Raw genomic sequence first — 23,232 nt, forward strand, 5'->3', positions numbered from 1 at the left:
TTTCCTTCAGCTGCGAAACAGCCGGGTGTAGAGGGCCTCGTGCTGTATGGTGGCCAGCGAGGTGCCCCAGCTGCTGAGGTAGATCTCGTCGAGCGATTCGGTGGCGAGGGCGCGATCGCAGGTTTCCTCCAGCACCGGATACAGCTCCAGCAGGATCTGCTGGCCCACCGTCTGCCCCAGGGGAATCAGCTTAACAGCGCTGGTGATCAAATTGGCGGTCCAGCTGTGCAGGTAGCCCAGCACCGCCTGTCGCGGGTCGATCTCCCAGCGGACGGCCAGCAGAGCAAAGGCGACAGCAAGGTTGCAGGGGTTGCCCACCGCGCTAAACCAGGGCTTGAGTTCGGGGTGCAGGTGGGTGGCCATTCGTACCAGGGCGCGACCCATGGCCCAGCTCTGCTGACGGCTCTCCTCGCTGTCGCGCAGGGCCGAGAGCTGCTGGTTGAGGGAAGCCAAGGGCTCGGTGGGCACCTCCTCCTGACTGGCCCAGGCAGCCTTCAGCGCCGCCCGATGTACCAGCCCCACGGCAGCAGCATCGAGGGTCACCAGGCCGTAGGTCAGCTCCTGCTCCAGCCAGTGGGCGAGGGTGGCTGGAGTGGTGACAGTGCTCTGCTCAACCAGGGTTTCTAGCCCTTCGGAATAGCTGTAGGCCCCCACCGGCAGGGCGGGGCTGGTCAGCTGCAGCAGCCGCAGCAGCGCCTGGGCACTAGTTGTGGTCATGGCTGTGGCTGTGAATGGGGCTGTGCATACCTGAGCGGTAGGCTCCAGCTTCGGGTTCAAAGGGCAGGGTAGCCGGAGCGATCGCCAGCCCGCCCAGCTGCGCCAGCATGGCTTCCAGCACCGGATCGGGCTCCAGCTTGAGGCCATCGGGGGCCAGTTCCAAAGACACGTGGCGATTGCCCAGGTGGTAGGCGGCCCGCAGCAGATCAAAGCTGGAGGCCGCGGTGACCAGCAGCACCGGCTCTGGCTTGGCCACCACCCGAATCAGCCCGGCAGGGTCGCCATCGCCCGCCAGCAAATCCCCCCCACGCAGCACCGTTCCCCGCGCCAGGGTGAGGTAGAGGGGCGTGCCATCGTCGGCGGTAAAGCGGTGCCTGGACTTGGCGCGATCGCCCGCCGTCAGGGACAGCGTTGTCACCACAGCAGCGGCAGCATTGGGGGGCAGCACACGGGTCAGGGTCAGCACTAGCTAGAACCGTCGAGGGGTAAACCGTTTATTCCTTTTACCATAGCTGGCCGATATGCCGTTCAATACATACAGATAAACTTGCCATAGCGATCGGCGGCTGCCCGCAGGTCGCAAACTCAGACTCACGCCGTTTTGCTATTGCCCTCGGGCGCTGCCTTAGAGTATTCCATCTAAATAAACGTCCCCTTTGAGGTCGCCAATTCGGCCCGCTGGGCCTGTTGCCACCAAACCCTGAATAAGTTTTAGCTGGAACACTCTTACCCTCGTTGCCCCCTACCTATGTCTGACCTTGCCCTCGAAAGTGCGCTGATTCTGCTGTTGATTTTTGCCAATGGGGTGTTCTCAGGGTCAGAAATCGCCCTGGTGTCGGCCCGCAAAGCCCGCCTGGAGCAGCAGGCCAGGCGGGGGAACGTCAAGGCGCGGCTGGCCCTCAAGTTGGCCAACAACCCCAATGACTTCCTATCGACGGTGCAGATCGGCATTACGCTGATCGGCATTCTCAGCGGTGCCCTGGGGGGAGCCACCGTAGCCAACTCCCTGCGCCAGCGGCTGGACCAGGTGCCTGCCCTTGCCCCCTACAGCGATGTGGTGAGCCTGGGCACAGTGGTGGGGCTGATCACCTACCTTTCGCTGGTAATCGGGGAACTGGTGCCCAAACGCATTGCCCTCAGCTACCCAGAAGCCATCGCTCGTCAGGCGGCCCTGCCCATGCAGCGGCTATCCTGGCTAGCGGCTCCCCTGGTGGCCCTGCTGGGAGCTTCAACCAGTTTTCTGGTCAACCTGATGGGGCTCAAGGAGCGGCCCGAAGCCGCCATTACCGAGGAAGAGCTGCGTCTGCTGATCGACCAGGGCACCGCCGCTGGCACCTTTGAGGTGGCAGAGCAAGAGATGATGGGGCGGGTGCTGCAGCTGGGCGATCGCCCCATTCGCTCGATCATGACCCCCCGCACCGACATTGAGTGGCTCAACGTCGATGCCTCCTTTGCCGAGCATAGCGAACTGGTGATGCAGAGCGCCCACTCCCACTTTCCCGTCTGCAATGGCAGCATTGACGACTGCGTGGGGGTGGTGTCGCTGAAGGCGCTGCTGCCCAACTATCTGAGCCAGACCCACGAACCCATCACCCTGCTGAGCCTGCTGCAGCCCCCCCTGTTTGTGGCTGAGAGCACCTACGTGCTCAAGGTGCTGGAGCTGTTTAAGTCGTCAAGCACCCACTTTGCCATGGTGCTCGACGAGTACGGCGGGGTGGAGGGGCTGGTCACCCTCAACGACGTGGTCGAAGCCATCGTCGGCGAACTGCCCTCCCTGGAGGATGCCAACGACCCCATGGTCACCCAGCGGGAGGACGGCTCCTGGCTGCTCGACGGTCTGCTGCCGGTCGATGACCTCAAAGCGCTGCTCAACCGCGAGCAGCTGACCGACGACGAAGACAACTACCAAACCCTGGCGGGCTTCATTATTCGGCATATGGGCCGCATCCCCACCACAGGCGACTTTTTTGAGTGGGAGGGGTTACGCTTCGAGGTCGTAGATATGGACGGCCGCCGGGTAGACAAGGTGCTGCTGGAGAATCTGCCGCTGCGCTCACCCTCCCCCGATCGGGTGCCTGAGTAGTCAGCGCTGGAGTTAGCGACGGCTGTCGGGGTCGTACTGGTGCTGCTCCCGCCCGGTGCGCTGCTCCGCCTCTATTTCTTTGTCCAGAAAATAATTCAGGAAGGTGCGAATTAAGGCAATCACTGCCAGCCGAATCAGGTCTTCGGTGGTGGGAGCGATGGTAGTCGAAAGAATATCGGCCCCGAGCTGAAATTCCAGGGCCAGCGTCAGCCAGGTGCCAAATTTGAGCCGCACCTGGTTGAAAGGCAGCGGCTGCCCCGGTCGCTGACGCCGCAGGTGCAGGGCTAGACGGCCGGTTTTGAGCAGCCCCACCACCACGCACAGCACCGAAATGGCCTCCAGGCAAAACCTGACCCCCAGGGCAATGTTTTCCAGCAGGGTTTCTAGGGGCTCAAGCCACGCCATCGCTGACCCCAGCGGCCCTGGGTGGAGTTGGCGGCGGGGCAGGCTGGGCCAAAAATGCCAGCGGGTTGGCCATGGTGGCGGCAAAGCCGAGAATGCCGCGATCGCGGTGTTCGTAGCGCAGCTGGCCGTCGCCATCAAACAAAAACGTCCCGCCGCGCTGGGTCAGGTAGGCGGCATTGGGCACGTAGGTGCGCCAGTGGCTCAGCACCTCGGTCATGTTGCGCAGACGCAGGGTGGCCAGTTCGATGGGCCGCTGAAACCCGCTGCCGCCGACCAGATTAAAGGCTTTGCCCGTCAATGGCGGCAGTGGTCCGGCCTTCACCACCTCGTCGTCACCGATTAGCTGCGGGGCGCGGCGATCGCCCGTATACCCCCGCAGCACCTCCCGCAGGGTGCCGGGGCTGGCGATCCCCGCACACATCAGCATCAGGTTTAGCCAGGCTGCCTGCCCCGGGTTCAAGCCAGGGGGGTTGAGGGTCAGCCCCTGGTAAAGCCCCAGCTCTTGGTGCAGGGCCGCGGTTTCATCCACAAACAGGTGCTCCGGCGCGAAGCCCGTGTAGTCGCAGAACTGCTGGCCCGAGGCGCGATCGCCGATGCCCACCGCCCGCAGCGCAATATTTTGCTGGCCCAGGGTTTCAGCCTCGCGCTGGAGCCACCAGGCGTATTCCATGCTGTCAAAGTCCCCCAGCTGGGGCCACACCAGCACCAGGGTTTGAGCCGCCCTCTCACAGCCCGCCAGCAGGGGCGCTGTCTCTCCGTCGCTCACCCGCTGCCGCTGGGTGTGGGCCAAAATTGCGTAGGTGTTCATCAGGGGATTTCTGACCAAAGCCGATGGGAGCAGGGTGGGCAGGGGTTACTCAAACCCCCTGGCCATCCAGGGGGCGGGGTCTACGCAAATGCCGTGGACGTACAGGCCCCAATGCAGGTGCGGCCCCGAGGAGGCCCCGGTGTTGCCCACCGCCCCAATCACCTGCCCAGGCCGGACAAAATCACCCTCATTCACATCGATGCGGCTGAGGTGCAGCATGATGCTGAGCACCCCCTGACCGTGGTCGATGCCGATGGTGTTGCCGTGCAGCTCAAATCCATCCGCCACCCGTCCCACCAGGCCAATCCGTCCGGCGGCGGGTGAGGTCACCGGGGAGCCCGTGGGGGCCCCGTAGTCGAGGCCCCGGTGGTAGTAGTCCTGGGCGAACACGCCGTTGTAGTAGCGCCGGACCCCGTACTGGGTGGTGGTGCGGCCCGAGTTGGGGCGCTGCATCACACCGTTCCAGTGGCGTTCGGGGGTGACCAGGTTTTTGAAGGCGGCGACCCGGTCAAACTCGTGCTGGGTGCCCAGGTTGCTGCGACCGGGCGACAGGGTAATCCGCTGGGTGGGGAAGTTGCGGTTTTTCAGGCCCAAGGCCAGGTTGCGCGTCTCGCCCGTGCCAATCACGCGAACCACCATGCGCCCTGGGGGATCGAGGGGGCTGGTGGGCACCAGGGCCCGAAACCGATTGCCGCTGATGGGAAAGGTGGGATACTCCAGCCGGTCGTTGACGGTGATCTTGGGCTGGGCTGAGTCTGAGGTGCGCGGCACCGCAATCACCGAAATGGTATCGCCCAGGGAGGGGGCATCGGGGTTGAGAATGACATCGTAGGCCTGAGCTGGCCGCCCCAGCAGCACGATCGCGGTTCCCCCAGCGGCTGCCACCAGCAGCGATCGCCGGGTCAGCCCGTGGCTCTCTCGATTTGGCTCCATTGCTCTGTCCTCGATGGGTAGTCTCGGTCTTCAGCGTGGTCTCTATCAGCATCAGCGTGGTCTCTATAGTAGACGCTGGAACGGCGCTGAGGATTCCCCTCGCCAAGATTTATCCACGGTGGCTGAGAACTACTCCTGGTTGGCCTTGGCGTCTTTGACCGCCGCATAGAACAGCACCCCGACCAGGGGCAGGCACAGGCCCAGCACCGCCGTTGTTGGCCCCGTGCCCCAGTCGGGGCTGCCGGAGGACAGCTCAAAAATAGACCCGACCGCTGCGATCGCAGCAATGCAGGAACCAGCTAGCAACAGGCCACTTTTGGGAGTCACAGAAACGTCTCCTAAACGTCTACGGGGCAGGGGGCATCACCCGGGCAGCTTAGCACGGGTCTTGCCCCAAGTCAGGGGAGCAGCCGGGTCAGGCGTTTAGCGGCTGCACATCTTTGGCGTAGAAGCCGTTCTTTTGGAGTTCCTGATTGAGGGCCAGGGCGTTTTCAACCCGATCGACAAACAGCACCCCGGTAAGGTGGTCCATCTCGTGGAGAATGCAGCGGGCCAGCAGATCGTTAGCCTGAAGCTTTTGGGGCCGGCCGTTCTCGTCTTTGTAGGAGACCTCCAGGGCGGCGGGGCGCACCACATCGAGGTAAACGCCGGGAATGCTGAGGCAGCCCTCCTGCCCCGTGGCCAGGTCCTTGGAGACCTTAATGATTTGCGGGTTGATCAGCACCATCGGGGGCGCAGCGGCGTTTTCGGGGTCAATATCGACCACCAGCAGCTGCTTGTTGACCGCCACCTGGGGCGCGGCCAGGCCAATGCCATCGGCGCTGTACATGGTTTGCAGCATCTCCCGCACCAGCATCCGAATCTCGTCGTCGACCTTGGCCACGCGCTTGGCGGGCTGGCGCAGCACGCGATCGCCCAGGGTGTGAATCTCCAGAGGCGGCTGCTTGAGCTTGGTTTTCTCGACTTGAATGGCGGCGGGCATAGCGATGCGTTCCAGGGGTATTGATGGGCAGGTTTGCTATACCCATCTTAACAACACAGACTCACGACGACATAGCGGTTAACCCCACCCCGCCCGGGACAGGTCAATCGCCATCGGGCAAAACGGGCTTGCTCTCAACCGTGATATCTACCGCCGCCACATCGATAGTGCCTGCTTCGCTCACCCGGGAGAACCCGTCGGCCTCAGTGTGCAGCGGGGTACCGCAGTTGAGACAGCGGGTTTCGGCCCCTTTGATGCCGGTCAGCCCCGTCGAGCACACCGGGCAAGCCCCCTGCACCAGGTTGCGGCGCAGCCAGAACCGCAGCCCCACAAAGCCCAGCACCGGGGCGGCCAGCAGCAGTACCACCAGCACCGCCAGCGACTTGACCAGCCAGCCCAGGCCCACCGCTCCCAGCAGCCAGACCACGCCAATCAGGGTGAGCCAGCAGCCCAAACCCGGCAAATTCACCCGAATTTGTTGGAAGTTATGTTGGTTCACAGGGGCGTTCTCCGTGGGGCAAAGGCTACAACGGACCGTCGTTCCGCTTAGCGCTGTGACCTCTATTGTAGCGCTGGGACCGGGGCGAGTTACGCTACTCGATTGGCTGCCAAAGCGCGGTGCAGGCCCTGGGCCAGGGCGGCGGGGCTAAAGGCGGCCAGGGTCTCCTGGCGCAGCCACGGTCCCTCGCAGCGGCGGTCCTGCCCGCCCAGCATTTCCAGGCAGGCGGCGGACACAGCGGCCGGATCGCGGTGGGGCACCCGCCAGCCCAGGCGACCGTCCTGCAGGGGGTCCGCAGACCCATCGGCATCCCCCGAGAGGACCGACACGCCGCAGGCCATCGCCTCCAGATAGACAATGCCAAACCCCTCCTGGGATGGCATCACGTAGGCATCGGCGAGGCGATAGTGGGCCACCAGCGCCTCGGTGGGCACAAACCCGGCAAAGACAACGCGATCGCTCACCCCCAGCTCCTCGGCCAGCGCCGCCAGCCGGGGCTGGTCGTCGCCGCGGCCAATCACCAGATATTTCAGGTTGGGCACGGCCGCCGCCAGGGTGGGCAAGGCCCGAATCGTGACATCGACACCTTTGTAAATGTCCCCGGACCACAGCCGGGCCACCGTCATCAGCACCCGACACCCGCTCAGGCCGTAGGCCTCGACCAGGGCCGGATCGGCGGCTCCGAGGCAAAATACTTCGCCATCGACGGCGCAGGGAACCAGATGCACGCGGGCGGGGTCAAGACCGTTAGCCGCACAGGCGCGATCGCGGCTGTAGCGGCTAATCGCCCAGATCTGATCGGCCTGGCGCAGGGCCTGCTGCTGGCGAGGCGGCAGCGGCTCCCACACCTCCTTACCGTAGGTAACAACCGTGTAGGGCAGGTTGAGCCAGCGGCAGAGGGGAGCAACCAGGGGCAGCAGCAGCAGGTGGCCACAGACCACCCGACTCGGGCGGCGGCGAACCAGCGCGATCAGCAGGGCTACCGCCAGCCGGGCTCGGTTCAGGGCGGGGGTGGCCGACTTCAGATAGTGAAACCGCAGCGGCGGCAGGTCGTAGGGGTTGTCCACCTCGCCTCCGTCCCGCAGCAGAAAGACCTCGGCTGGGCCGGGGTCGGGCTGACTCAGATACGCCCTGAAGAGGTCTTTGACGTAGGACTGAATGCCCCCCTCGCAGGAAAAAATTTCAATGAAGACAAAGGCGACTGCCCCGCCGGGTTGAGTCGACTCCTCTACGGCGGCGGCATCAACAGCGGTAGCCCGCCAGGCCCCAGCTTCAGTCTCAGCAAGAGCCAGCGGATTGGCGGCAGGCAAATCAGGGATCCCCAAAACCATCGCAGGCGGTGATTAAACGGCAGGTCTACCCTAGGCTACCCATTTGTCCTCTGTCGGGATCAAAACCCGTTCGCCTTAGGTGGGGCAGGTGCCATACTTCACGATCGATAGACAGTTGCGCCCGTCCTGGGAGCGGTAGTAGGTGACCTTGTCGGCCAGGCGGCGCAGCAAAAACCAGCCGTAGCCGCTCTCTAGTAGTTCCCCCGGCTGGGGTTCGGGCAGCAGCTCCGGGTTAAAGGGGTCGCCGTAGTCCCAGATGCGAATTTCCACCTGGTCGGTGTCGAGGGCCAGGTCAATGTCGATGCCGGTTTCGGGGGGCAGATGGGCGTGGGCGTGGCGGACCGCGTTGGTGAAGCCTTCGGTGAGGGCCAGGGCCAGGCGATCGCAGTGGCTGCCAACCCAGGCCGACTCACCCTCCAGGGACCGACAGGTGTCGCGAAACCAGCGCTGCACCTGGGTAATCACATCGAGCTGACTGGCCACCTGCAGGTGCGCCTGCGTAGGGGCCTGCCTGGAAACTTTCCTTGCCATTGCCTGCCTACTCCTGTATCAATGCCCTGTGCCAACGCCTACTACCCGTTACCCAGCTTAACCAAAGAGTACCACCTTCGCAAAAAGGCCTGCGTAAAACGATACAGTTCTACGCAGGCCTTGCCTAACCGATTCAAGTCACCGACTTAGAAAAGACCCAGGGTCAGGGACTCTTGAATGGGGAAAGTGGCCCCAATACCCAGCCACAGGGTTACGGCCGTACCCAGCAAAAACAGGGTGGTTGCGACCGGACGGCGGAACGGGTTCTGGAACTTATTGACGCTCTCAATAAAGGGAACCAGCATCAGTCCCAGGGGAATGGCGGTCATCGCGCCGATACCCAGCAGCTTGTTGGGCACAATCCGCAGAATTTGAAAAGTGGGATACAGGTACCACTCCGGCAGAATTTCCAGGGGAGTGGCAAAGGGATCGGCGGGTTCGCCAACCAGGGCGGGGTCCAGCACTGCCAACGCCACGCAGCAGGCAATGGTGCCCAGAATCACCACGGGGAAGATATAGAGCAGGTCGTTGGGCCAGGCGGGTTCGCCGTAGTAGTTGTGGCCCATACCCTGCTTGAGCATTTCTCTTAACTTGGGATCGCTGAGATCCGGCTTTTTAATGGTCGCCATCGAACAAACTTCTCCTGTTACAGCCAGTTGGGCCAGGCCCAAAGTCTAAATCATTCGGGTTGGGCAATCTGTATAGCCGAAACCAAACGTCATGCCCCTACGAGACCCGCTCTACCGAGTTTTGACCAACCTCAAACCCTTAGAGGGGGCCAGAAATACCCTGCTTGCGAATCATCAGGAAGTGGAGCAGCATGAACACCGCGATCGCCCAGGGCAGAACGAAGGTGTGCAGGCTGTAGAAGCGAGTCAGGGTAGCTTGGCCCACGGCCTCGCCACCGCGCATTAGCTCAACCACGGTGGTGCCAACCACAGGGATAGCACCGGGCACCCCAGACACAATCTTCACCGCCCAGTAGCCCACCTGGTCCCAGGGCAGGGAATAGCCGGTAACGCCAAAGGTAACGGTGATCACGGCCAGCACCACACCGGTGACCCAGGTCAGCTCGCGGGGCTTCTTGAAGCCGCCGGTGAGGTAAACCCGAAACACGTGGAGAATCATCATCAGCACCATCATGCTGGCGGACCAGCGGTGGATGGAGCGAATCAGCCAGCCGAAGTTGACATCAGTCATCAGGTACTGCACGGAACTGAAGGCTTCAGTGACCGTGGGCTTGTAGTAGAAGGTCATCGCAAATCCAGTGGCGAACTGGATCAGGAAGCAGGTTAGCGTAATGCCGCCCAGGCAATAGAAGATATTGACGTGGGGGGGCACGTACTTGCTGGAGATATCGTCGGCCAGAGCCTGAATCTCTAGCCGCTCGTTAAACCACTGGTAGGCCTTAGAGTCGGTAACTTGCTTGGTAAACATGAAGCGGGTAACTCTATATATCTAAAAATGCCGTCAATGAAAAATGTAACATAGCCGTAATGGCAACGCTAAATTCCCTAGCTATAAATTCTAAGCCCTGGGGAGCGTCCCGCGGCCTTCGCCGAGCCAAAGGCGGCATAAAATTGGGTTCTTTTGGGCAAAAAATCCGCCCTAACGGCTTGAATTGCCAAATGAGAAGATCCGATCGCCCTGAAACATTTCGTTACAACCTAAGTCGAGGCCTGGGCCCGGGACTGCGCTCTGCGGTGGTGGGATGTTTGGCCTTGCCTGAGCGCGGCCTTGGCCTTGGCGAAGCACATATACCGACTACAGAAGTAGTCACGGTAAACTGGTGGGAAGCTAACGCTGGGCAGCCGGTTAGGATCGTCGCTATGGCCGCCCACGCCTCGTTCCAGATGCCCTCTCCCCGCTGCGATCGCGCCCCCAGCGCCAGCCGCCCAACGCCCTACCAACCCGTCTTCCTCACGCCTGCCTCTGCCCTGTCTCTATGATCAGATCTCTATTTCGCCTCAGTATTCTCTGCCTCTGTCTGGTTGGCCTGGCGCTCGGCGGATGGTCGGCCCAGCCAGCGATGGCCCTCACCAACGAGCAAAACCTGGTAGCGGAGGTGTGGCGCATTGTCAACCGGGCCTACGTGGATGAGACCTTTAACCACCAGAACTGGTGGTTTACCCGTCAGAGAGCCCTGGAGCGATCGCTGAGCAACCGGGACGATACCTACCAGGTGATTCAGGACATGCTGGCCGGGCTGGAGGACCCCTACACGCGGCTGCTGCCCCCCGACCAGTACCGCAGCCTCCAGACCAGCACCGCTGGCGAGCTGACCGGGGTAGGGCTGCAGATTGCCAAGGACGAACAACCCGGCTGGCTGCGGGTGATTGCCCCGATCGAAGGATCTCCGGCGGAGCAGGCAGGCATTCAGCCCCAGGATGTGGTCCTCGAAATTGACGGCACGGCCACCACCGATCTGAGCCTGGACGAGGCCGCCGCCCGCATGCGGGGGTTGCAGGGTACAACGGTGACCCTCCAGCTGCGCCACCCCGACGAATCTACCCCCCGCCAGGTGTCCCTCACCCGCGACGTGATCACCCTCAACCCGGTGGTGGCGGCGCTCAAAACTACCCCCAACGGCCAGCGGGTGGGCTATCTGCGGCTGAGCCAGTTTAACGGCAACGCCGTCCAAAAGCTGACGGCAGCCATCCGCGATTTGGCCGACCAGGGGGCGGATGGGTACCTGCTGGACCTGCGCAACAACCCCGGCGGGCTGCTCCAGGCCGGCATCGAAATCGCCCGCCTGTGGCTGCCCAAAGGCACCATTGTCTACACCGTTAACCGGCAGGGCATTTTGGACAGCTTTGAGGCCTTTGGCCAGGCGATTACCGATGCGCCCCTGGCGGTACTGGTCAATGAGGGCACCGCCAGCGCCAGCGAAATTCTGGCCGGGGCCCTCCAGGACAATGGCCGCGCTACCCTGGTGGGCAGCACCACCTTTGGCAAGGGGCTGATTCAGTCGCTGTTTGACCTGTCCGATGGGGCGGGGCTGGCGGTGACCGTGGCCAAGTACGAAACCCCGGCCCACCACGACATCAACAAGCTGGGCATTACCCCCGATCGCATGGTAGCCAGTGTCCCCCTCAACCGCGACACCGTCGCCACCGAGGCCGACCCCCAGTACCAGGCCGCCCTGGAACTGCTCAGCCAGGCCGCTACAGTCGTGGCCAATGCCTCCTGACGCCGTTTCCCCGCTCCGTATACCTTAAACCCCGCTAACGCCGTGCAGCCCAAGGCCAGCCGCTCGTACCACGACCCCCTCCACGGCGCGATTACCCTGCACGCCAGCGATCCCGACGAAGCCCTGCTGACCCAGCTGATCGACACGCCGGCCTTTCAGCGGCTGCGGCGAATTCGCCAGCTCGGTCCGGCCAGCCTCACCTTTCACGGCGCCGAAAGCTCGCGCTTTACCCACTCCCTGGGGGTGATGGCGATCGCCCGACGTGCCTTTGACCAGATCCAGCGTCGCTACCCCGAACTGGCCCCCTACCGGGCCACGGTGCTGGTGGCGGCCCTGCTCCACGACATCGGCCATGGCCCCTTCAGTCACACCGCCGAAGAGGTGTTTGGCCTCCACCACGAGCACTGGACCCGCCGTATGGTGAGCGAGCTGCCGGAGATTCACAATGCTCTGGAGGCGCACTCGGCGGGGCTGGCGGCGGCGGTGGATCAGGTCTACACCCACGCGCACCCGGTCGCCCTGGTGTGGCAGCTGGTGAGCAGCCAGCTCGACTGCGATCGCCTCGACTACCTGCTGCGGGACAGCTACTTTACCGGGGCCAGCTACGGCCAGCTCGACCTCGATCGCATTCTGATGGCGCTGCGGTTTGAGCCCGGCAGCGGTCGGCTGGTGGTGGCCCACAAGGGGCTGTCTGCGATCGAGCACTACCTGGTGGTGCGCCACTTTATGTACGTGCAGGTGTATAACCACCCCAAAAATATTGCCGTCACCTGGCTGCTGGAGCGCGCCTTCGAGCGCGCCCGGGCCGACCTGCACGCGGGCAAACTCGAGGCCGACCCCACCGTGACCGCCTGGCTGCTGGCCCCCGATCGCCCCCTGTCCCTCGACACCTACCTGGCCGGGGACGACATTGTGTTTACCTACCACCTGCAGCGGTGGCGGCACAGCCCCGACCCGCTGCTGGCCGACCTGTGCCGCCGCTTTCTCGATCGTGACCTGCTCAAAACCCTGGAAGTCACCCGGCTGTCGGCGGATCAGCAGCAGGATCTGCTGGCTATCGTCCGTCACCATCTGGCGCAGCAGGGCTACAGGGGCGAGCACTACAGCGGTCTGCGCCGCACCTGGAGCCGGGGCTACACCACTTACAACGAAGGCATTTGCCTGCACAGCGACAACACCTTTGTCGATATCAAGGAGCGATCGCCGCTGGTGCAGACCCTCAGCCAACCGTTCGAGCGCACCTGGCTGCTCTACCCCCGCGACATTCTCCCCTGGCTCTGGGAAACCTGGGCCGCCTACAGCACCAAAAATGGCGTCACGGTGGAGTAGCGGTACGGCCAGATGGTCAGGACGGCTGCCCCCTACGGCTGGCGTTGGGGCAGATGCGGGGGAACCTGTTCCACCAACGCCAGCAGGCTTAGGCTCAGGGGCCACAGAAAATACTGCAAAAACAGGACCGAGTTGAAGTAGAGAAACACCAGCATCACCACCGCAGCGGCGGTCAAAATCCCGATCTTTTCTCGCCAAAAGCTGAGGTAAGTCAGCCCCATCAGCCCCAGCATCGGCAGTTTGGCCCGGAGACCAATCAACCAGGGCCAGGTTTGAGACCAAAAGACGTCCAGGGACGGGGCCGCCTCAATGTGGGAACTGCCCAGCCGGGTGGCGGAAAACAGAATGGATTTCGCAAATCCTTCGGCATTCCACACCAGGAACGGCAGCGAGGTCAGCACTGGAACGCTGAGAATTACACAAAGCCCGTACAGCATCGCTCGGGTGCGTTTGCCCTGATTTCCGCCTGTCCAGAGGTGGATGAGATACAGGGGCAGCAAAAAGATGGCCACTTGCTTGATACCAAGCGAAACGCTGAACGCCAGCAGCGATCGCCCGGTTGCTGCCCGCAGCCAAACCAGCGACACCACCAAAAAGAAGATGGCCGCAAACTCAAGCTGGTGAACCCGCGCGACGTAAAGACTCCAGCGACCCAGCAGGAGAATGGCGGCGGCGACAAAACCGAAAACCCACAGACTGCGCTGGAAAAAATATCGCAGCGTCAGCGCCACGAGGCCCAGGTGAAAGCCCAGCGACAGGGGCCGCCACAGATACAGCCAACCCGAAAATCCAGCTATTCCCAGCCGTTGAACCAAGGCCGAAAACAGGTAGGTGAGGGGGAAATAGGTGGCGTACTTGTCGTTGGCCCGCATGTCCCCCACCAAAACCCTGGCGTAGGGGTTTTCTCCCGCCACAATCCGTTTTCCCTCCAGCCAGATGTAGTAGATGTCTTCATCCCGCAGCTCGTGGGCGGGCGTAGACCAGACGCTGAGGTGCAGGATCAGACCGGCAACTGCCAACAGCAGCAGAGTGAGCCAGTATTTCTGATGCTGACGGTTGAGGGTTGGCATGGCGCAGGGCCCAACTCAAGACTTGTCTACAATACGCGGAAGCCCACTATACAGGTGTTCCGTCAGCCGGGACGCGATGGCAACCAGGGGCGATGGCGGCATTTGCCCTTCGCCAACCCTGGGCTGGCACCACATATGGCGGCATCAATTTCTATCTTTCTCGAAAAATCGCTAGATGTAGAGCAGCAGATCCGTTACCCTTAGGGGCAGCTTGGGCGTTTGGGGTATCTAGCGCCCGGCCTGCTTCAGCCAGTAAACTTGTATTAGTAGAGCCGCCGCGCCATGTCCTTTGTTGGTCTCCACATCCACAGTGCCTACAGCCTGCTCGACGGGGCCAGCCAGCTGCCGCAACTGGTGGAGCGGGCCAAGGAACTGGAGATGCCCGCGATCGCTCTCACCGACCACGGGGTGATGTACGGTGCAATCGAGCTGATCAAGGTGTGCAAAGGGGCCGGGGTGAAGCCGATTATCGGCAACGAGATGTACATCATCAACGGCGACATTTCCCAGCAGCAGCGCCGCCCCCGCTACCACCAGGTGGTGCTGGCCAAAAATACCCAGGGCTACAAAAACCTGGTGAAGCTCACCACCATCTCTCACCTCCAGGGGGTGCAGGGCAAGGGCATTTTTTCGCGCCCCTGCATCAACAAAGACCTGCTAGAGCAGTACCACGAGGGGCTGATCGTCACCAGCGCCTGCCTCGGTGGCGAAGTGCCCCAGGCGATTCTGCAAAAGCGGCCCGACGTGGCCCGCAAGGTGGCCCAGTGGTACAAAGACCTGTTCGGCGAAGATTACTACCTGGAGATCCAGGATCACGGCTCCCCCGAAGACCGGGTGGTGAATGTGGAAATCCTCAAAATTGCCCGCGAGCTGGACATCAAAGTCATCTGCACCAACGACAGCCACTACATCTCCTGCAACGATGTGGAGGCCCACGACGCCCTGCTCTGCATTCAGACGGGCAAGCTGCTGACCGAAGACAAGCGGCTGCGCTACAGCGGCACCGAGTACGTCAAATCTGCCGACGAAATGCGGCAGCTATTCCGCGATCATATTGAGCCGGAGGTGATCGAAGAGGCGATCGCCAACACCCTGGAGGTGGCCGAAAAGGTCGAAGAGTACACCGGCATCCTGGGCCAGCCCCGCATTCCCGACTTCCCCATTCCCGAAGGGTTTGACGGCGCGCCCGAGTATATGGCCCACGTGGCCCGCGAGGGGCTGGTGGCAAGGATGAAGGCGGCCAGCTATGGGGAGATTGAGGAAGAGTATCGCGATCGCCTCGAGTACGAAATCGAGATGATGATCCAGATGGGATTCCCCACCTACTTTCTGGTGGTGTGGGACTACATCCGCTTTGCCCGCGACAACAACATCCCCGTCGGCCCCGGTCGCGGCTCGGCGGCGGGGTCCCTGGTGGCCTACGCCATGGGCATCACCAACATCGACCCCATCCACCACGGCCTGCTGTTCGAGCGCTTCCTCAACCCCGAGCGCAAGTCGATGCCGGATATTGATACCGACTTCTGTATCGATCGCCGCGACGAGGTGATCAAATACGTCACCCGCCGCTACGGCGAAGAGCGCGTCGCCCAGATCATCACCTTCAACCGCATGACCTCCAAGGCGGTGCTCAAAGACGTGGCCCGGGTGCTGGATATCCCCTACGCTGAGTCCGACCGGATGGCGAAGCTGATCCCCGTCGCCCGGGGCAAGCCCACCAAGCTCAAGGTGATGATCTCCGACGACACCCCCGCCCCGGAGTTCAAAGAAAAGTACGACAACGACCCCCAAACTCAGCGGTGGATCAATATGGCCCTGCGCATCGAGGGCACCAACAAAACCTTCGGCATGCACGCCGCCGGGGTAGTGATCTCCAAAGACCCGCTGGATGAAATCGTCCCCCTCCAGCGCAACAACGACGGCCAGGTGATCACCCAGTACTACATGGAAGACGTGGAAGCCCTGGGCCTGCTGAAGATGGACTTTTTGGGCCTGCGCAACCTGACCATGATCCAGAAAACCCTGGAGCTGATCGAGGCCAACCACGGCACCAAAATCGACCCCGACAACCTGCCCATGGACGACCCCGCCACCTTCAAACTGCTGGAGAAGGGCGACCTGGGCGGTGTCTTCCAGCTGGAATCCTCCGGCATGCGCCAGATCGTCCGCGACCTCAAGCCCTCCGGCCTCGAAGACATTTCCTCGGTGCTGGCCCTCTACCGTCCCGGCCCCCTGGATGCGGGGCTGATCCCCAAATTCATCAACCGCAAGCACGGGCGCGAAAAAATCGACTTCGCCGACGAAATCCTCAAGCCCATCCTCAGTGAAACCTACGGCATCATGGTCTACCAGGAGCAGATCATGAAAATCGCCCAGGACATGGGCGGCTACTCCCTGGGCCAGGCCGACCTGCTGCGGCGGGCCATGGGTAAAAAGAAGATGTCGGAAATGCTCAAGCACCAGGAGAACTTCGTCAATGGCGCAACCCAGAAGGGCGTCGCCAAAAAGGTAGCCGAAGAACTCTGGGACCAGATGGTAAAGTTCGCCGAATACTGCCTCAGCGCCGACACGAAACTGCTGACGCTGGAGTACGGCCCCCTCACCATCGGCGAAATTGTCGCCAAACGCATTCCCTGCCATGTGTTCAGCGTCGATGAGCACGGCTATGTGTACACCCAACCTGTGGCCCAGTGGCACGATCGCGGCCAGCAAGAAGTGTTTGAATACTACCTCGACGACGGCACCACAATCCGCGCCACCGCCGACCACCAGTTTATGACCGAGACCGGGGAGATGCTGGCGATCGACGAAATCTTCCAGCGCGGGCTAGAGTTGAAGCAGGTCGAAGCCCCCTGGCCAAAGGTGCTACGGTGCGTCCAGTCAGCAGCTTAAGGAATTCGACAACCACTGCCAACCTGTGCGTAGATCACCTATCCTTAAACCAAGGTAGGGTCGTTTTCTTTGCTTGAACTATGAGCGTCACGATTCCTGATGACATTGTTCAGTCAGCTCACATGACTGAAGACGAACTGAAAGTAGAAATTGCTGTCATGCTGTACAAGCAGCAAAAGATAAGCAGTGGTAAAGCTCGTGCTTGGACTGGGTTGACTGTTATCGAGTTTCAGCATGAATTGGCGAAATGTGGGCTGTTTATCAACTACGATGTGGAGGATTTAGAAGCAGATATTAAAACTCTACAGTCGTTAGATCTGCTGTGATTTTTTAGAGGTGACACTTTACCATTGCAAGATTTTTTACTAGTGGTCAGTTAGACTTCTAAAGTAAACGAGCTTTGTGGTTTTCGTTTGAATTGTTAAGGTGCAGATTTTTTAAGATCGTTTTGAGAGATGCTTAACTCATGGTTGAAGTCGTCGAAATTCCAATAGAGCTGACCCAATTTCAGCTACCGCAGGCTCTTCAAGATCGCCTGCAATTACTTCTAGATCGACAAGATCAAGGGCAGGAGCTTTCCCCCCCCGAAAAAAAAGAAGCAGAAGGATTGGTTGAGTTGGCAGAGTTCTTGTCTTTGTTGCATTTACGGGCAACGCGGGTGATGAAGCAAGCCTAAATGACAACAGTTCCAGCATCTTTACGCCGATTCGTTATTCAACGAGCTAGTGATCGTTGCGAATATTGTGGAATATCACAACTGGGCCAAGTGGCTACTTTTCACATTGATCATGTGATTCCTACAGTGGCAGATGGAGAAACGGCAGAGAGAAACTTAGCACTTGCTTGTGTTTCTTGTTCCCTTCGGAAGGGTGCGCGGCAGCGGGTTGAGGCCCCGGAAACAGGTGAGGTTGTTACGATTTTCAACCCTCGCCAGCAGACTTAGAAAGAGCATTTTGTTTGGAAGGGTACGCAAGTGATTGGGTTAACAGCCATAGGTCGGGCAACAGTACAAGTACTCGATTTAAATCGCCCCATGATGATGGCCATTCGGGCAGAAGAGGAATTGTTGGGTCGTCATCCGCCGCCTTGAGGTGCTTGACAACGGGCATTGTTTGACGCAGGGCTTTGCAGAGTAGGGCTACGGTTTCGTCGCCACGGAATAGGGGTTGCCGATTGGAGATGGCGACGGTAAAGAAGTTAGGTGGCCCCTGGGGTTTGGGCGCGGCGGTAGCGCATGGATGGGTAGAGGAATTGATGCGCTTAGGGTAGGTTATTGGGTAGGAAAACTAACAGGGGAGTTGGGTTCCGCTGTGCTCCACCCAACCTACAGTAGCTGCTTGATTTTAGATTGAATCACCTCAAACCATTGCTGAACAAGGGCTTTGGAGGGTCGTCACCGATTAAGAGACCAGTACCTTGTGGTGTTCTTGCCAAAATATGGGAAAGATTTGAATGTGGTCATTAGTCCACCAATTCCTTCCAAGGCAAGGCGATTATGAGTGAAGCCATCTACATCCAGCATGGTCAGGCATTGACCCGTATGGAACTGACCAAATATAGCAGGGAAGATGACTTCCAGGCGCTGTTAGAGGCGCATGTAGATTTGCTAGCAGGTGATCAAGTAAATCCTAAGTCACCCCGTCGTTGGTTATTGATAAAGCGGGAAGCGGGGATTCCCGGTTCAGAAGGGGGGAAAGATCGCTGGTCTTTAGATCACCTCTTTATAGACCAAGATGCGACCCCAACACTTGTAGAGATTAAACGTCAGAGTGATACTCGGTTGCGCCGAGAAGTCGTGGGTCAAATGATGGACTACGCTGCCAACGCTACAGTTTACTGGCCTGGTGAAACTCTCAAGGATCTTTTCTACCAGACCGCAACAGACAGAGGTGAAACTCCTGAAACTCTACTAGCCGATTTTCTAAAAGGCAGTAGTTTTGATGGATCTGAGGAAGAGTTCTGGCAAGAAGCTCACAGAAAACTCCGTGCTGGTGATGTACGGCTCATTTTTGTAGCTGATCGTATTCCTCCTGAATTACAACGCATCGTTGAATTCCTGAATGAACGAATGAGTCCTACAGAGGTTCTTGCCCTTGAATTACGACGTTACAGCGGTGGAGAATTTAGCACACACATTCCTCGTATAATAGGCCAAACCTCTGCCGCTCAAATTGCCAAAAACAACGGTATACCTCCAAAATCTGCTCACCGTCTAACCTGGACAGAGGCGGATTTTGTCAAATATCTTATTGAAAATTTTGAAGATGAAAAGGCTTCTGCTATTCAAAAGGTTTTGGATTTTTGCAGGGCAAGCAAATTTAATAAGATCGAATTTGGAACAGGCCAGAAACCCTCACTCAATCCGAAGTGCTTGGCGATTAGTAAGTGTTCACCCATTACCATCTGGCCAGATGGCCAACTTAGTATCAAGCTTAGTTGGCTTGATGGAACTGAAACCTCAAGAGCTTTTCGAGATAAGTTTCAAGCAAAGTTGCGAGAAGCAGGATTGCCTTACGAGTATTTGGATTTGCCAGGAAGAATTATTTCTGTCGCCATCAGTGATTGGATGGAATGGACTGATCAACTGCTAGAAGCTATGCGGGGTGCAGCAGAGGAAGTCTTAAATCCTGAGGTTTATCAGCCATTGATTGATCCCAGTCGCCTCAGCCGTTTTGGTGATGCTGGGGATGAAGTTCATCAGACTTGGAGTTTTAGCAAGTAGGTCAGGTATCTGCGCCGCGCAAAAGATATTGATATTTTTGACTAAAAGTGCGGTGGTTTTGACCAAAGATAGTGACTTCATCGATTTAGTTTGTCGATTAGGCACATCACCTCAAATTTTATGGCTAACCTGCGGGAATGTAACGAATCGAAACTTGCGCCAATTGCTGATGATTACTTTACCCGATGCGCTTGAACAACTGCGCCAAGGAGCAATGATTGTTGAAATTAGCAGCTCCATATAGTTTCAGATTGAATGAGTTCAAGGCAATGGTGGGCAGTGTCTATCCTACAACTGCTCTACGGTTGACGGGGAGCGTCTGTACCACTATTCTCTTACGTTAAGCCGTTCATTCGGACAGTGATTCTGCAGAACTCGAAGACCTTGGCGCTGTCCGCAGGTGTTTGCACCACCTACGAACAGCTGACCCCGCAAATCTACCGCGCAGATTGCGAGGCTAGGCAGATCGTACCCTAGCCACCCCAATTTGCACCTCAGCGGGTGGCTGGGGTTTTCGTGTTCTGTTTTCTGCAAACAACACAAGGAAAACAGAACCCATGTTTGAATATCTCGAACCTGACGCCGCTGGGGCGTCCAATTTGCCGCCGTCTGCCGCTGGCAAACCGCAGCCCTATCCCGAGCGCCTGCGCCACCTACTCTACGGCAGCCGCGTAGGCATAGACCGCACCATCAAAATCCTCCACGCCTTTGGCTATGCCGATCCCAACGATTGGAGCGACCCCATCCCCACCGACCAGCCCGGCCAGTGGATGGTGGTTTTGACTAAGGTGCTTATGGCGGAGTAGAACGCAGACCTATCGGCTCAGCCGGGAGATGGCCGAGCCGATAGGTCAGAAGTCTTTTTAGCCTGACCATGCTTCTAGGGGAGCCTGCTTGGTGCGGCAAAAGACTTTGATGGCAAAGCGCACCAGCAGAATGGAGAAGGCCAGCACCACCACAGACATCACAAACAGACATCAAAATCGGATCCGTCAGAGCAAAGACGGCAAGCCATATCGTTTGACTCAATTGCGGGATTGGGCTGTGCCTTCAGCGCCTTTTTGGGCCGGAGTATCGCGATCGCTTTCCCCAGTATCTTCCCTAGAACGATCGCCGTTGTAGTACTGCCAGGTCCAGTCCTCGACTTCGGCCAGATCTTTGCCGTGGGTGGTGACAAAGTGCTTGTGCTCGATCAGCTTGTCGCGGATAGCCTGTTTGACGTAGGCTCCCACTTTTCGCAGCTTGGGCACGCGATCGATCACGTCGCGGGCCAGATTAAAGCGGTCGAGTTCGTTCAGCACCACCATGTCGAAGGGGGTGGTGGTGGTGCCCTCTTCTTTGTAGCCGCGCACGTGGAAGTTGGGGTGGTTAGTGCGACGGTAGGTAAGCCGGTGAATCAGCCAGGGGTATCCATGGAAGGCGAAGATGACGGGCTTGTCGGCGGTGAAGATGGCATCGAAGTCCCAGTCGGAGAGGCCGTGGGGATGCTCGCTCTGGGGTTGCAGGGTCATCAAATCGACCACGTTCACCACCCGAATTTTAAGATCGGCAAACTGCGATCGCAAAAAGTCTACCGCCGCCAGGGTTTCCAGGGTAGGCACGTCGCCTGCGCAGGCCATCACCACATCGGGTTCGCCGCCCCTGTCGTTGCTGGCCCACTCCCAGATGCCGACCCCAGCGGTGCAGTGCTGAATGGCGGTCTCCATGTCGAGCCACTGCAACTCGGGCTGTTTCCCGGCGATGATCACGTTGACGTACTGACGGCTGCGCAGGCAGTGGTCGGCCACCGAGAGCAGCGTGTTGGCGTCGGGGGGCAGGTACACCCGCACCACCTTCGCCTTTTTGTTGGTAACTACATCGATAAAGCCGGGGTCCTGGTGGCTAAAGCCGTTGTGGTCCTGCCGCCATACGTGGGAGGTGAGCAGGTAGTTAAGCGAGGCGATCGGCCTGCGCCAGGGAATATCGATACAGGTTTCCAGCCACTTGGCATGCTGGTTAAACATCGAATCGACAATGTGAATAAACGCCTCGTAACACGAGAAAAAGCCGTGGCGACCGGTGAGCAGGTAGCCCTCCAGCCAGCCCTGGCACATGTGCTCGCTCAACACCTCCATCACTCGGCCTGTGGGGGCAACGTGGTCGTCGGTGGGCAAAATTTCGGCGGTGGAGACGCGATCGGTGACCTCCAGCAGCGCGTTCAGCCGGTTGGAATTGTTCTCGTCGGGGCTCATCACCCGAAAGTTGCGGCTGTCCAGGTTGCGCTGCATCACGTCGCGCAAAAACTGGCCCAGCACGCGGGTCGACTCGGTCATCTCGGTGCCGGGGTTGTTTACCTCAACGGCGTAGTCGCGAAAATCTGGCATACGCAGGTCACGCAGCAGCAGGCCGCCGTTGGCGTGGGGATTGGCCCCCATCCGGCGATCGCCCGTCGGGGCCAGCTCGGCCAGTTCGGGCACCAGCCGCCCGTCCTCGTCAAAGCGCTCCTCGGGCTTGTAGCTCTTCATCCAGCGCTCCAGCAGCCCAATGTGGTCGGGATTGCTGGCCATTTCAGAAAAGGGCACCTGGTGCGAGCGCCAGTAGTCCTCAGTCTTTTTGCCGTCCACCGACTCTGGCCCGGTCCAGCCCTTGGGCGATCGCAGAATGATCATTGGGTAAAGGGGCCGCTGCTGAAACCCGTGTACCTGGGCCTCGCGCTGAATTTGCTTAATGTCGGCGATCGCCGCATCCAGGGTGCTCGCCATTAGCTGGTGCATCGCCTCCGGCTCAGAGCCCTCCACAAAGTAGGGCCGGTAGCCGTAGCCCACAAACAGGCTTTCCAACTGCTCCTGGGGCAGCCGGGCCAGCACCGTGGGGTTGGCAATCTTGTAGCCATTCAGGTGCAAAATCGGCAGCACCGCCCCATCTCGGGCCGGGTTGAGAAACTTGTTCGAGTGCCAGCTGGTGGCCAGCGGCCCGGTTTCGGCCTCGCCGTCGCCCACCACGCAGGCCACAATCAGGTCGGGGTTGTCGAAGGCGGCCCCGTAGGCGTGCACCAGGGCATAGCCCAGCTCGCCCCCCTCGTGAATCGAGCCGGGGGTTTCGGGGGCAGCGTGGCTGGGAATGCCGCCGGGAAACGAAAACTGCTTGAACAGTTTTTTCATCCCCTCGGCATCCTGGGAAATGTTGGGGTACAGCTCACTGTAGGTGCCTTCTAGATAGGTGTTGGCTACCATGCCCGGCCCGCCGTGCCCCGGCCCAGCGATGTAGATCATGTTCAGATCCTGGGCCTTGATCACCCGGTTCAGGTGGGCGTAGATAAAGTTCAGGCCCGGCGTGGTGCCCCAGTGGCCCAGCAGGCGAGGCTTGATGTGCTCTAGCTTGAGCGGTTCGCGCAGCAGCGGATTGTCGAGCAGGTAGATCTGCCCCACCGAGAGGTAGTTCGCCGCGCACCAGTAGGCGTGCAGATGCTGGAGCTGCTCGGCACTCAGGGGCTGTTGCTGGGTGGGCGTGGCGGCAATCATGGCGAAGGCTCCTCGGTCGGCTACAGGGTCAGGCGGTGGCCCAAGACGAGAAGCTATCCCCGCGCCAGGCCGACGCCGTTGCTCACAGGCTACAGAGCTACGGGGTGCCTTTCCTCCTACCGATGACAGTGTTGTGGCCAAATTTCCTCTGCTGCTGGGTAGAGTTGGGCCCAGGCAGATTTAGCCGCCGAGGGCCGTCCGTCGGTGCATACGGGGCGGCGGCCATTCACAACCCGTCAC

General features: G+C 59.9%; 24 protein-coding genes. 10 read left to right on the forward strand and 14 right to left on the reverse strand.

Annotated features, from left to right (window positions below; genetic code table 11):
* Nucleotides 1–6: 6 nt before the first annotated feature.
* Nucleotides 7–717 carry an urease accessory protein UreF gene (locus tag NF78_RS06090; RefSeq protein WP_035985326.1) on the reverse strand — a complete coding sequence of 237 codons (711 nt, stop codon included), beginning with the start codon at nt 715–717 and terminating at the stop codon, nt 7–9.
* Nucleotides 704–1,183, reverse strand: coding sequence for an urease accessory protein UreE (ureE, locus tag NF78_RS06095; RefSeq protein ID WP_035985327.1), 480 nt, complete (start codon nt 1,181–1,183; stop codon nt 704–706). The genes NF78_RS06090 and ureE overlap by 14 nt, the downstream gene beginning before the upstream one ends.
* A 282-nt stretch (nt 1,184–1,465) precedes the next feature.
* Here ureE and NF78_RS06100 point away from each other — a divergent pair, with 282 nt between their 5' ends.
* Nucleotides 1,466–2,800, forward strand: a complete 1,335-nt coding sequence (locus NF78_RS06100; RefSeq protein WP_035985328.1) for a hemolysin family protein — start codon at nt 1,466–1,468, stop codon at nt 2,798–2,800.
* Between the two features lie 12 nt (nt 2,801–2,812).
* Here the strand turns inward: NF78_RS06100 and NF78_RS06105 are convergent, their stop codons facing one another.
* The 10 genes from NF78_RS06105 to petB all read right to left on the reverse strand — a co-directional run bounded on the left by NF78_RS06105 (nt 2,813) and on the right by petB (nt 9,726).
* Nucleotides 2,813–3,205 carry a DUF1622 domain-containing protein gene (locus NF78_RS06105; RefSeq protein ID WP_035985329.1) on the reverse strand — a complete coding sequence of 131 codons (393 nt, stop codon included), beginning with the start codon at nt 3,203–3,205 and terminating at the stop codon, nt 2,813–2,815.
* Nucleotides 3,192–4,013, reverse strand: coding sequence for a peroxiredoxin-like family protein (locus NF78_RS06110; RefSeq protein WP_052049878.1), 822 nt, complete (start codon nt 4,011–4,013; stop codon nt 3,192–3,194). Before NF78_RS06110 ends, NF78_RS06105 begins: the two co-directional genes overlap by 14 nt.
* A 45-nt stretch (nt 4,014–4,058) precedes the next feature.
* On the reverse strand, nt 4,059–4,946 hold the full coding sequence (locus NF78_RS06115) for a M23 family metallopeptidase (protein ID WP_035985330.1): 888 nt from the start codon (nt 4,944–4,946) through the stop codon (nt 4,059–4,061).
* A 129-nt stretch (nt 4,947–5,075) separates the two neighbouring features.
* Entirely contained in the window at nt 5,076–5,273 is a 198-nt protein-coding gene (locus NF78_RS06120) for a hypothetical protein (RefSeq protein WP_035985331.1), read from the reverse strand.
* 88 nt (nt 5,274–5,361) lie between these two features.
* Nucleotides 5,362–5,928, reverse strand: coding sequence for a peptide deformylase (def, locus tag NF78_RS06125; protein WP_035985332.1), 567 nt, complete (start codon nt 5,926–5,928; stop codon nt 5,362–5,364).
* A gap of 103 nt (nt 5,929–6,031) precedes the next feature.
* Nucleotides 6,032–6,427, reverse strand: coding sequence for a hypothetical protein (locus tag NF78_RS06130; protein ID WP_035985333.1), 396 nt, complete (start codon nt 6,425–6,427; stop codon nt 6,032–6,034).
* Nucleotides 6,428–6,516: 89 nt separating this feature from the next.
* A complete protein-coding gene (locus NF78_RS06135) occupies nt 6,517–7,758 on the reverse strand; it encodes a glycosyltransferase (RefSeq protein WP_081972523.1) in 1,242 nt (413 codons plus the stop codon).
* A 75-nt stretch (nt 7,759–7,833) separates the two neighbouring features.
* Nucleotides 7,834–8,289 carry an ATP-binding protein gene (locus NF78_RS06140; protein ID WP_035985334.1) on the reverse strand — a complete coding sequence of 152 codons (456 nt, stop codon included), beginning with the start codon at nt 8,287–8,289 and terminating at the stop codon, nt 7,834–7,836.
* A gap of 146 nt (nt 8,290–8,435) precedes the next feature.
* Nucleotides 8,436–8,918: a cytochrome b6-f complex subunit IV gene (gene petD / locus NF78_RS06145; protein WP_035985335.1), complete on the reverse strand. Its 483-nt coding sequence runs from the start codon at nt 8,916–8,918 to the stop codon at nt 8,436–8,438.
* Nucleotides 8,919–9,057: 139 nt separating this feature from the next.
* Nucleotides 9,058–9,726, reverse strand: coding sequence for a cytochrome b6 (petB, locus tag NF78_RS06150; RefSeq protein WP_035985337.1), 669 nt, complete (start codon nt 9,724–9,726; stop codon nt 9,058–9,060).
* A 508-nt stretch (nt 9,727–10,234) separates the two neighbouring features.
* On the opposite strand from petB, the gene ctpA reads away from it, so the two are divergent.
* Together ctpA and NF78_RS06160 are read left to right on the forward strand one after the other, a co-directional pair.
* Entirely contained in the window at nt 10,235–11,479 is a 1,245-nt protein-coding gene (gene ctpA / locus NF78_RS06155; protein WP_035985339.1) for a carboxyl-terminal processing protease CtpA, read from the forward strand.
* A 42-nt stretch (nt 11,480–11,521) separates the two neighbouring features.
* On the forward strand, nt 11,522–12,808 hold the full coding sequence (locus NF78_RS06160) for an HD domain-containing protein (RefSeq protein ID WP_035985340.1): 1,287 nt from the start codon (nt 11,522–11,524) through the stop codon (nt 12,806–12,808).
* Between the two features lie 32 nt (nt 12,809–12,840).
* Here the strand turns inward: NF78_RS06160 and NF78_RS06165 are convergent, their stop codons facing one another.
* The gene (locus NF78_RS06165; RefSeq protein ID WP_035985341.1) at nt 12,841–13,878 is read right to left on the reverse strand and encodes a hypothetical protein; all 1,038 of its coding nucleotides are present in this window, start codon (nt 13,876–13,878) and stop codon (nt 12,841–12,843) included.
* A gap of 282 nt (nt 13,879–14,160) precedes the next feature.
* On the opposite strand from NF78_RS06165, the gene NF78_RS06170 reads away from it, so the two are divergent.
* The 7 genes from NF78_RS06170 to NF78_RS06195 all read left to right on the forward strand — a co-directional run bounded on the left by NF78_RS06170 (nt 14,161) and on the right by NF78_RS06195 (nt 20,298).
* Nucleotides 14,161–16,770, forward strand: a complete 2,610-nt coding sequence (locus tag NF78_RS06170; protein ID WP_035985342.1) for a trans-splicing intein-formed DNA polymerase III subunit alpha N-terminal partner DnaE-N — start codon at nt 14,161–14,163, stop codon at nt 16,768–16,770.
* A gap of 80 nt (nt 16,771–16,850) precedes the next feature.
* Complete coding sequence (locus NF78_RS06175; protein WP_035985343.1) at nt 16,851–17,096, forward strand: UPF0175 family protein; 246 nt, start codon at nt 16,851–16,853, stop codon at nt 17,094–17,096.
* 140 nt (nt 17,097–17,236) lie between these two features.
* Nucleotides 17,237–17,446, forward strand: coding sequence for a hypothetical protein (locus NF78_RS06180; RefSeq protein ID WP_035985344.1), 210 nt, complete (start codon nt 17,237–17,239; stop codon nt 17,444–17,446).
* A complete protein-coding gene (locus NF78_RS33410) occupies nt 17,447–17,713 on the forward strand; it encodes an HNH endonuclease (RefSeq protein WP_412768520.1) in 267 nt (88 codons plus the stop codon).
* Between the two features lie 552 nt (nt 17,714–18,265).
* Nucleotides 18,266–19,492, forward strand: a complete 1,227-nt coding sequence (locus NF78_RS06190; RefSeq protein ID WP_052049880.1) for a hypothetical protein — start codon at nt 18,266–18,268, stop codon at nt 19,490–19,492.
* Complete coding sequence (locus tag NF78_RS29115; protein WP_225885237.1) at nt 19,458–19,736, forward strand: DUF5615 family PIN-like protein; 279 nt, start codon at nt 19,458–19,460, stop codon at nt 19,734–19,736. The genes NF78_RS06190 and NF78_RS29115 overlap by 35 nt, the downstream gene beginning before the upstream one ends.
* Before the next feature lie 313 nt (nt 19,737–20,049).
* Nucleotides 20,050–20,298: a hypothetical protein gene (locus NF78_RS06195; protein WP_035985345.1), complete on the forward strand. Its 249-nt coding sequence runs from the start codon at nt 20,050–20,052 to the stop codon at nt 20,296–20,298.
* 219 nt (nt 20,299–20,517) lie between these two features.
* Here the strand turns inward: NF78_RS06195 and NF78_RS06200 are convergent, their stop codons facing one another.
* Nucleotides 20,518–22,992 carry a phosphoketolase gene (locus NF78_RS06200; protein ID WP_035985346.1) on the reverse strand — a complete coding sequence of 825 codons (2,475 nt, stop codon included), beginning with the start codon at nt 22,990–22,992 and terminating at the stop codon, nt 20,518–20,520.
* Nucleotides 22,993–23,232 lie beyond the last annotated feature (240 nt).

This window comes from Leptolyngbya sp. KIOST-1, assembly GCF_000763385.1.
Classification (GTDB): Bacteria; Cyanobacteriota; Cyanobacteriia; order Phormidesmidales; family Phormidesmidaceae; genus Nodosilinea.

Bases quoted from the DNA above. Each gene is read 5' to 3' on its own strand.
- NF78_RS06195 (WP_035985345.1), top strand. From the start codon at position 20,050: ATGTTTGAATATCTCGAACCTGACGCCGCTGGGGCGTCCAATTTGCCG.
- NF78_RS29115 (WP_225885237.1), top strand. From the start codon at position 19,458: ATGAAGTTCATCAGACTTGGAGTTTTAGCAAGTAGGTCAGGTATCTGC.
- NF78_RS06190 (WP_052049880.1), top strand. From the start codon at position 18,266: ATGAGTGAAGCCATCTACATCCAGCATGGTCAGGCATTGACCCGTATG.
- petD (WP_035985335.1), bottom strand. From the start codon at position 8,918: ATGGCGACCATTAAAAAGCCGGATCTCAGCGATCCCAAGTTAAGAGAA.
- NF78_RS06110 (WP_052049878.1), bottom strand. From the start codon at position 4,013: ATGAACACCTACGCAATTTTGGCCCACACCCAGCGGCAGCGGGTGAGC.
- NF78_RS33410 (WP_412768520.1), top strand. From the start codon at position 17,447: ATGACAACAGTTCCAGCATCTTTACGCCGATTCGTTATTCAACGAGCT.
- NF78_RS06175 (WP_035985343.1), top strand. From the start codon at position 16,851: ATGAGCGTCACGATTCCTGATGACATTGTTCAGTCAGCTCACATGACT.
- NF78_RS06115 (WP_035985330.1), bottom strand. From the start codon at position 4,946: ATGGAGCCAAATCGAGAGAGCCACGGGCTGACCCGGCGATCGCTGCTG.
- ctpA (WP_035985339.1), top strand. From the start codon at position 10,235: ATGATCAGATCTCTATTTCGCCTCAGTATTCTCTGCCTCTGTCTGGTT.
- NF78_RS06140 (WP_035985334.1), bottom strand. From the start codon at position 8,289: ATGGCAAGGAAAGTTTCCAGGCAGGCCCCTACGCAGGCGCACCTGCAG.
- NF78_RS06090 (WP_035985326.1), bottom strand. From the start codon at position 717: ATGACCACAACTAGTGCCCAGGCGCTGCTGCGGCTGCTGCAGCTGACC.
- def (WP_035985332.1), bottom strand. From the start codon at position 5,928: ATGCCCGCCGCCATTCAAGTCGAGAAAACCAAGCTCAAGCAGCCGCCT.
- petB (WP_035985337.1), bottom strand. From the start codon at position 9,726: ATGTTTACCAAGCAAGTTACCGACTCTAAGGCCTACCAGTGGTTTAAC.
- NF78_RS06100 (WP_035985328.1), top strand. From the start codon at position 1,466: ATGTCTGACCTTGCCCTCGAAAGTGCGCTGATTCTGCTGTTGATTTTT.
- NF78_RS06135 (WP_081972523.1), bottom strand. From the start codon at position 7,758: ATGGTTTTGGGGATCCCTGATTTGCCTGCCGCCAATCCGCTGGCTCTT.
- NF78_RS06180 (WP_035985344.1), top strand. From the start codon at position 17,237: ATGGTTGAAGTCGTCGAAATTCCAATAGAGCTGACCCAATTTCAGCTA.
- NF78_RS06165 (WP_035985341.1), bottom strand. From the start codon at position 13,878: ATGCCAACCCTCAACCGTCAGCATCAGAAATACTGGCTCACTCTGCTG.
- NF78_RS06170 (WP_035985342.1), top strand. From the start codon at position 14,161: ATGTCCTTTGTTGGTCTCCACATCCACAGTGCCTACAGCCTGCTCGAC.
- NF78_RS06200 (WP_035985346.1), bottom strand. From the start codon at position 22,992: ATGATTGCCGCCACGCCCACCCAGCAACAGCCCCTGAGTGCCGAGCAG.
- NF78_RS06105 (WP_035985329.1), bottom strand. From the start codon at position 3,205: ATGGCGTGGCTTGAGCCCCTAGAAACCCTGCTGGAAAACATTGCCCTG.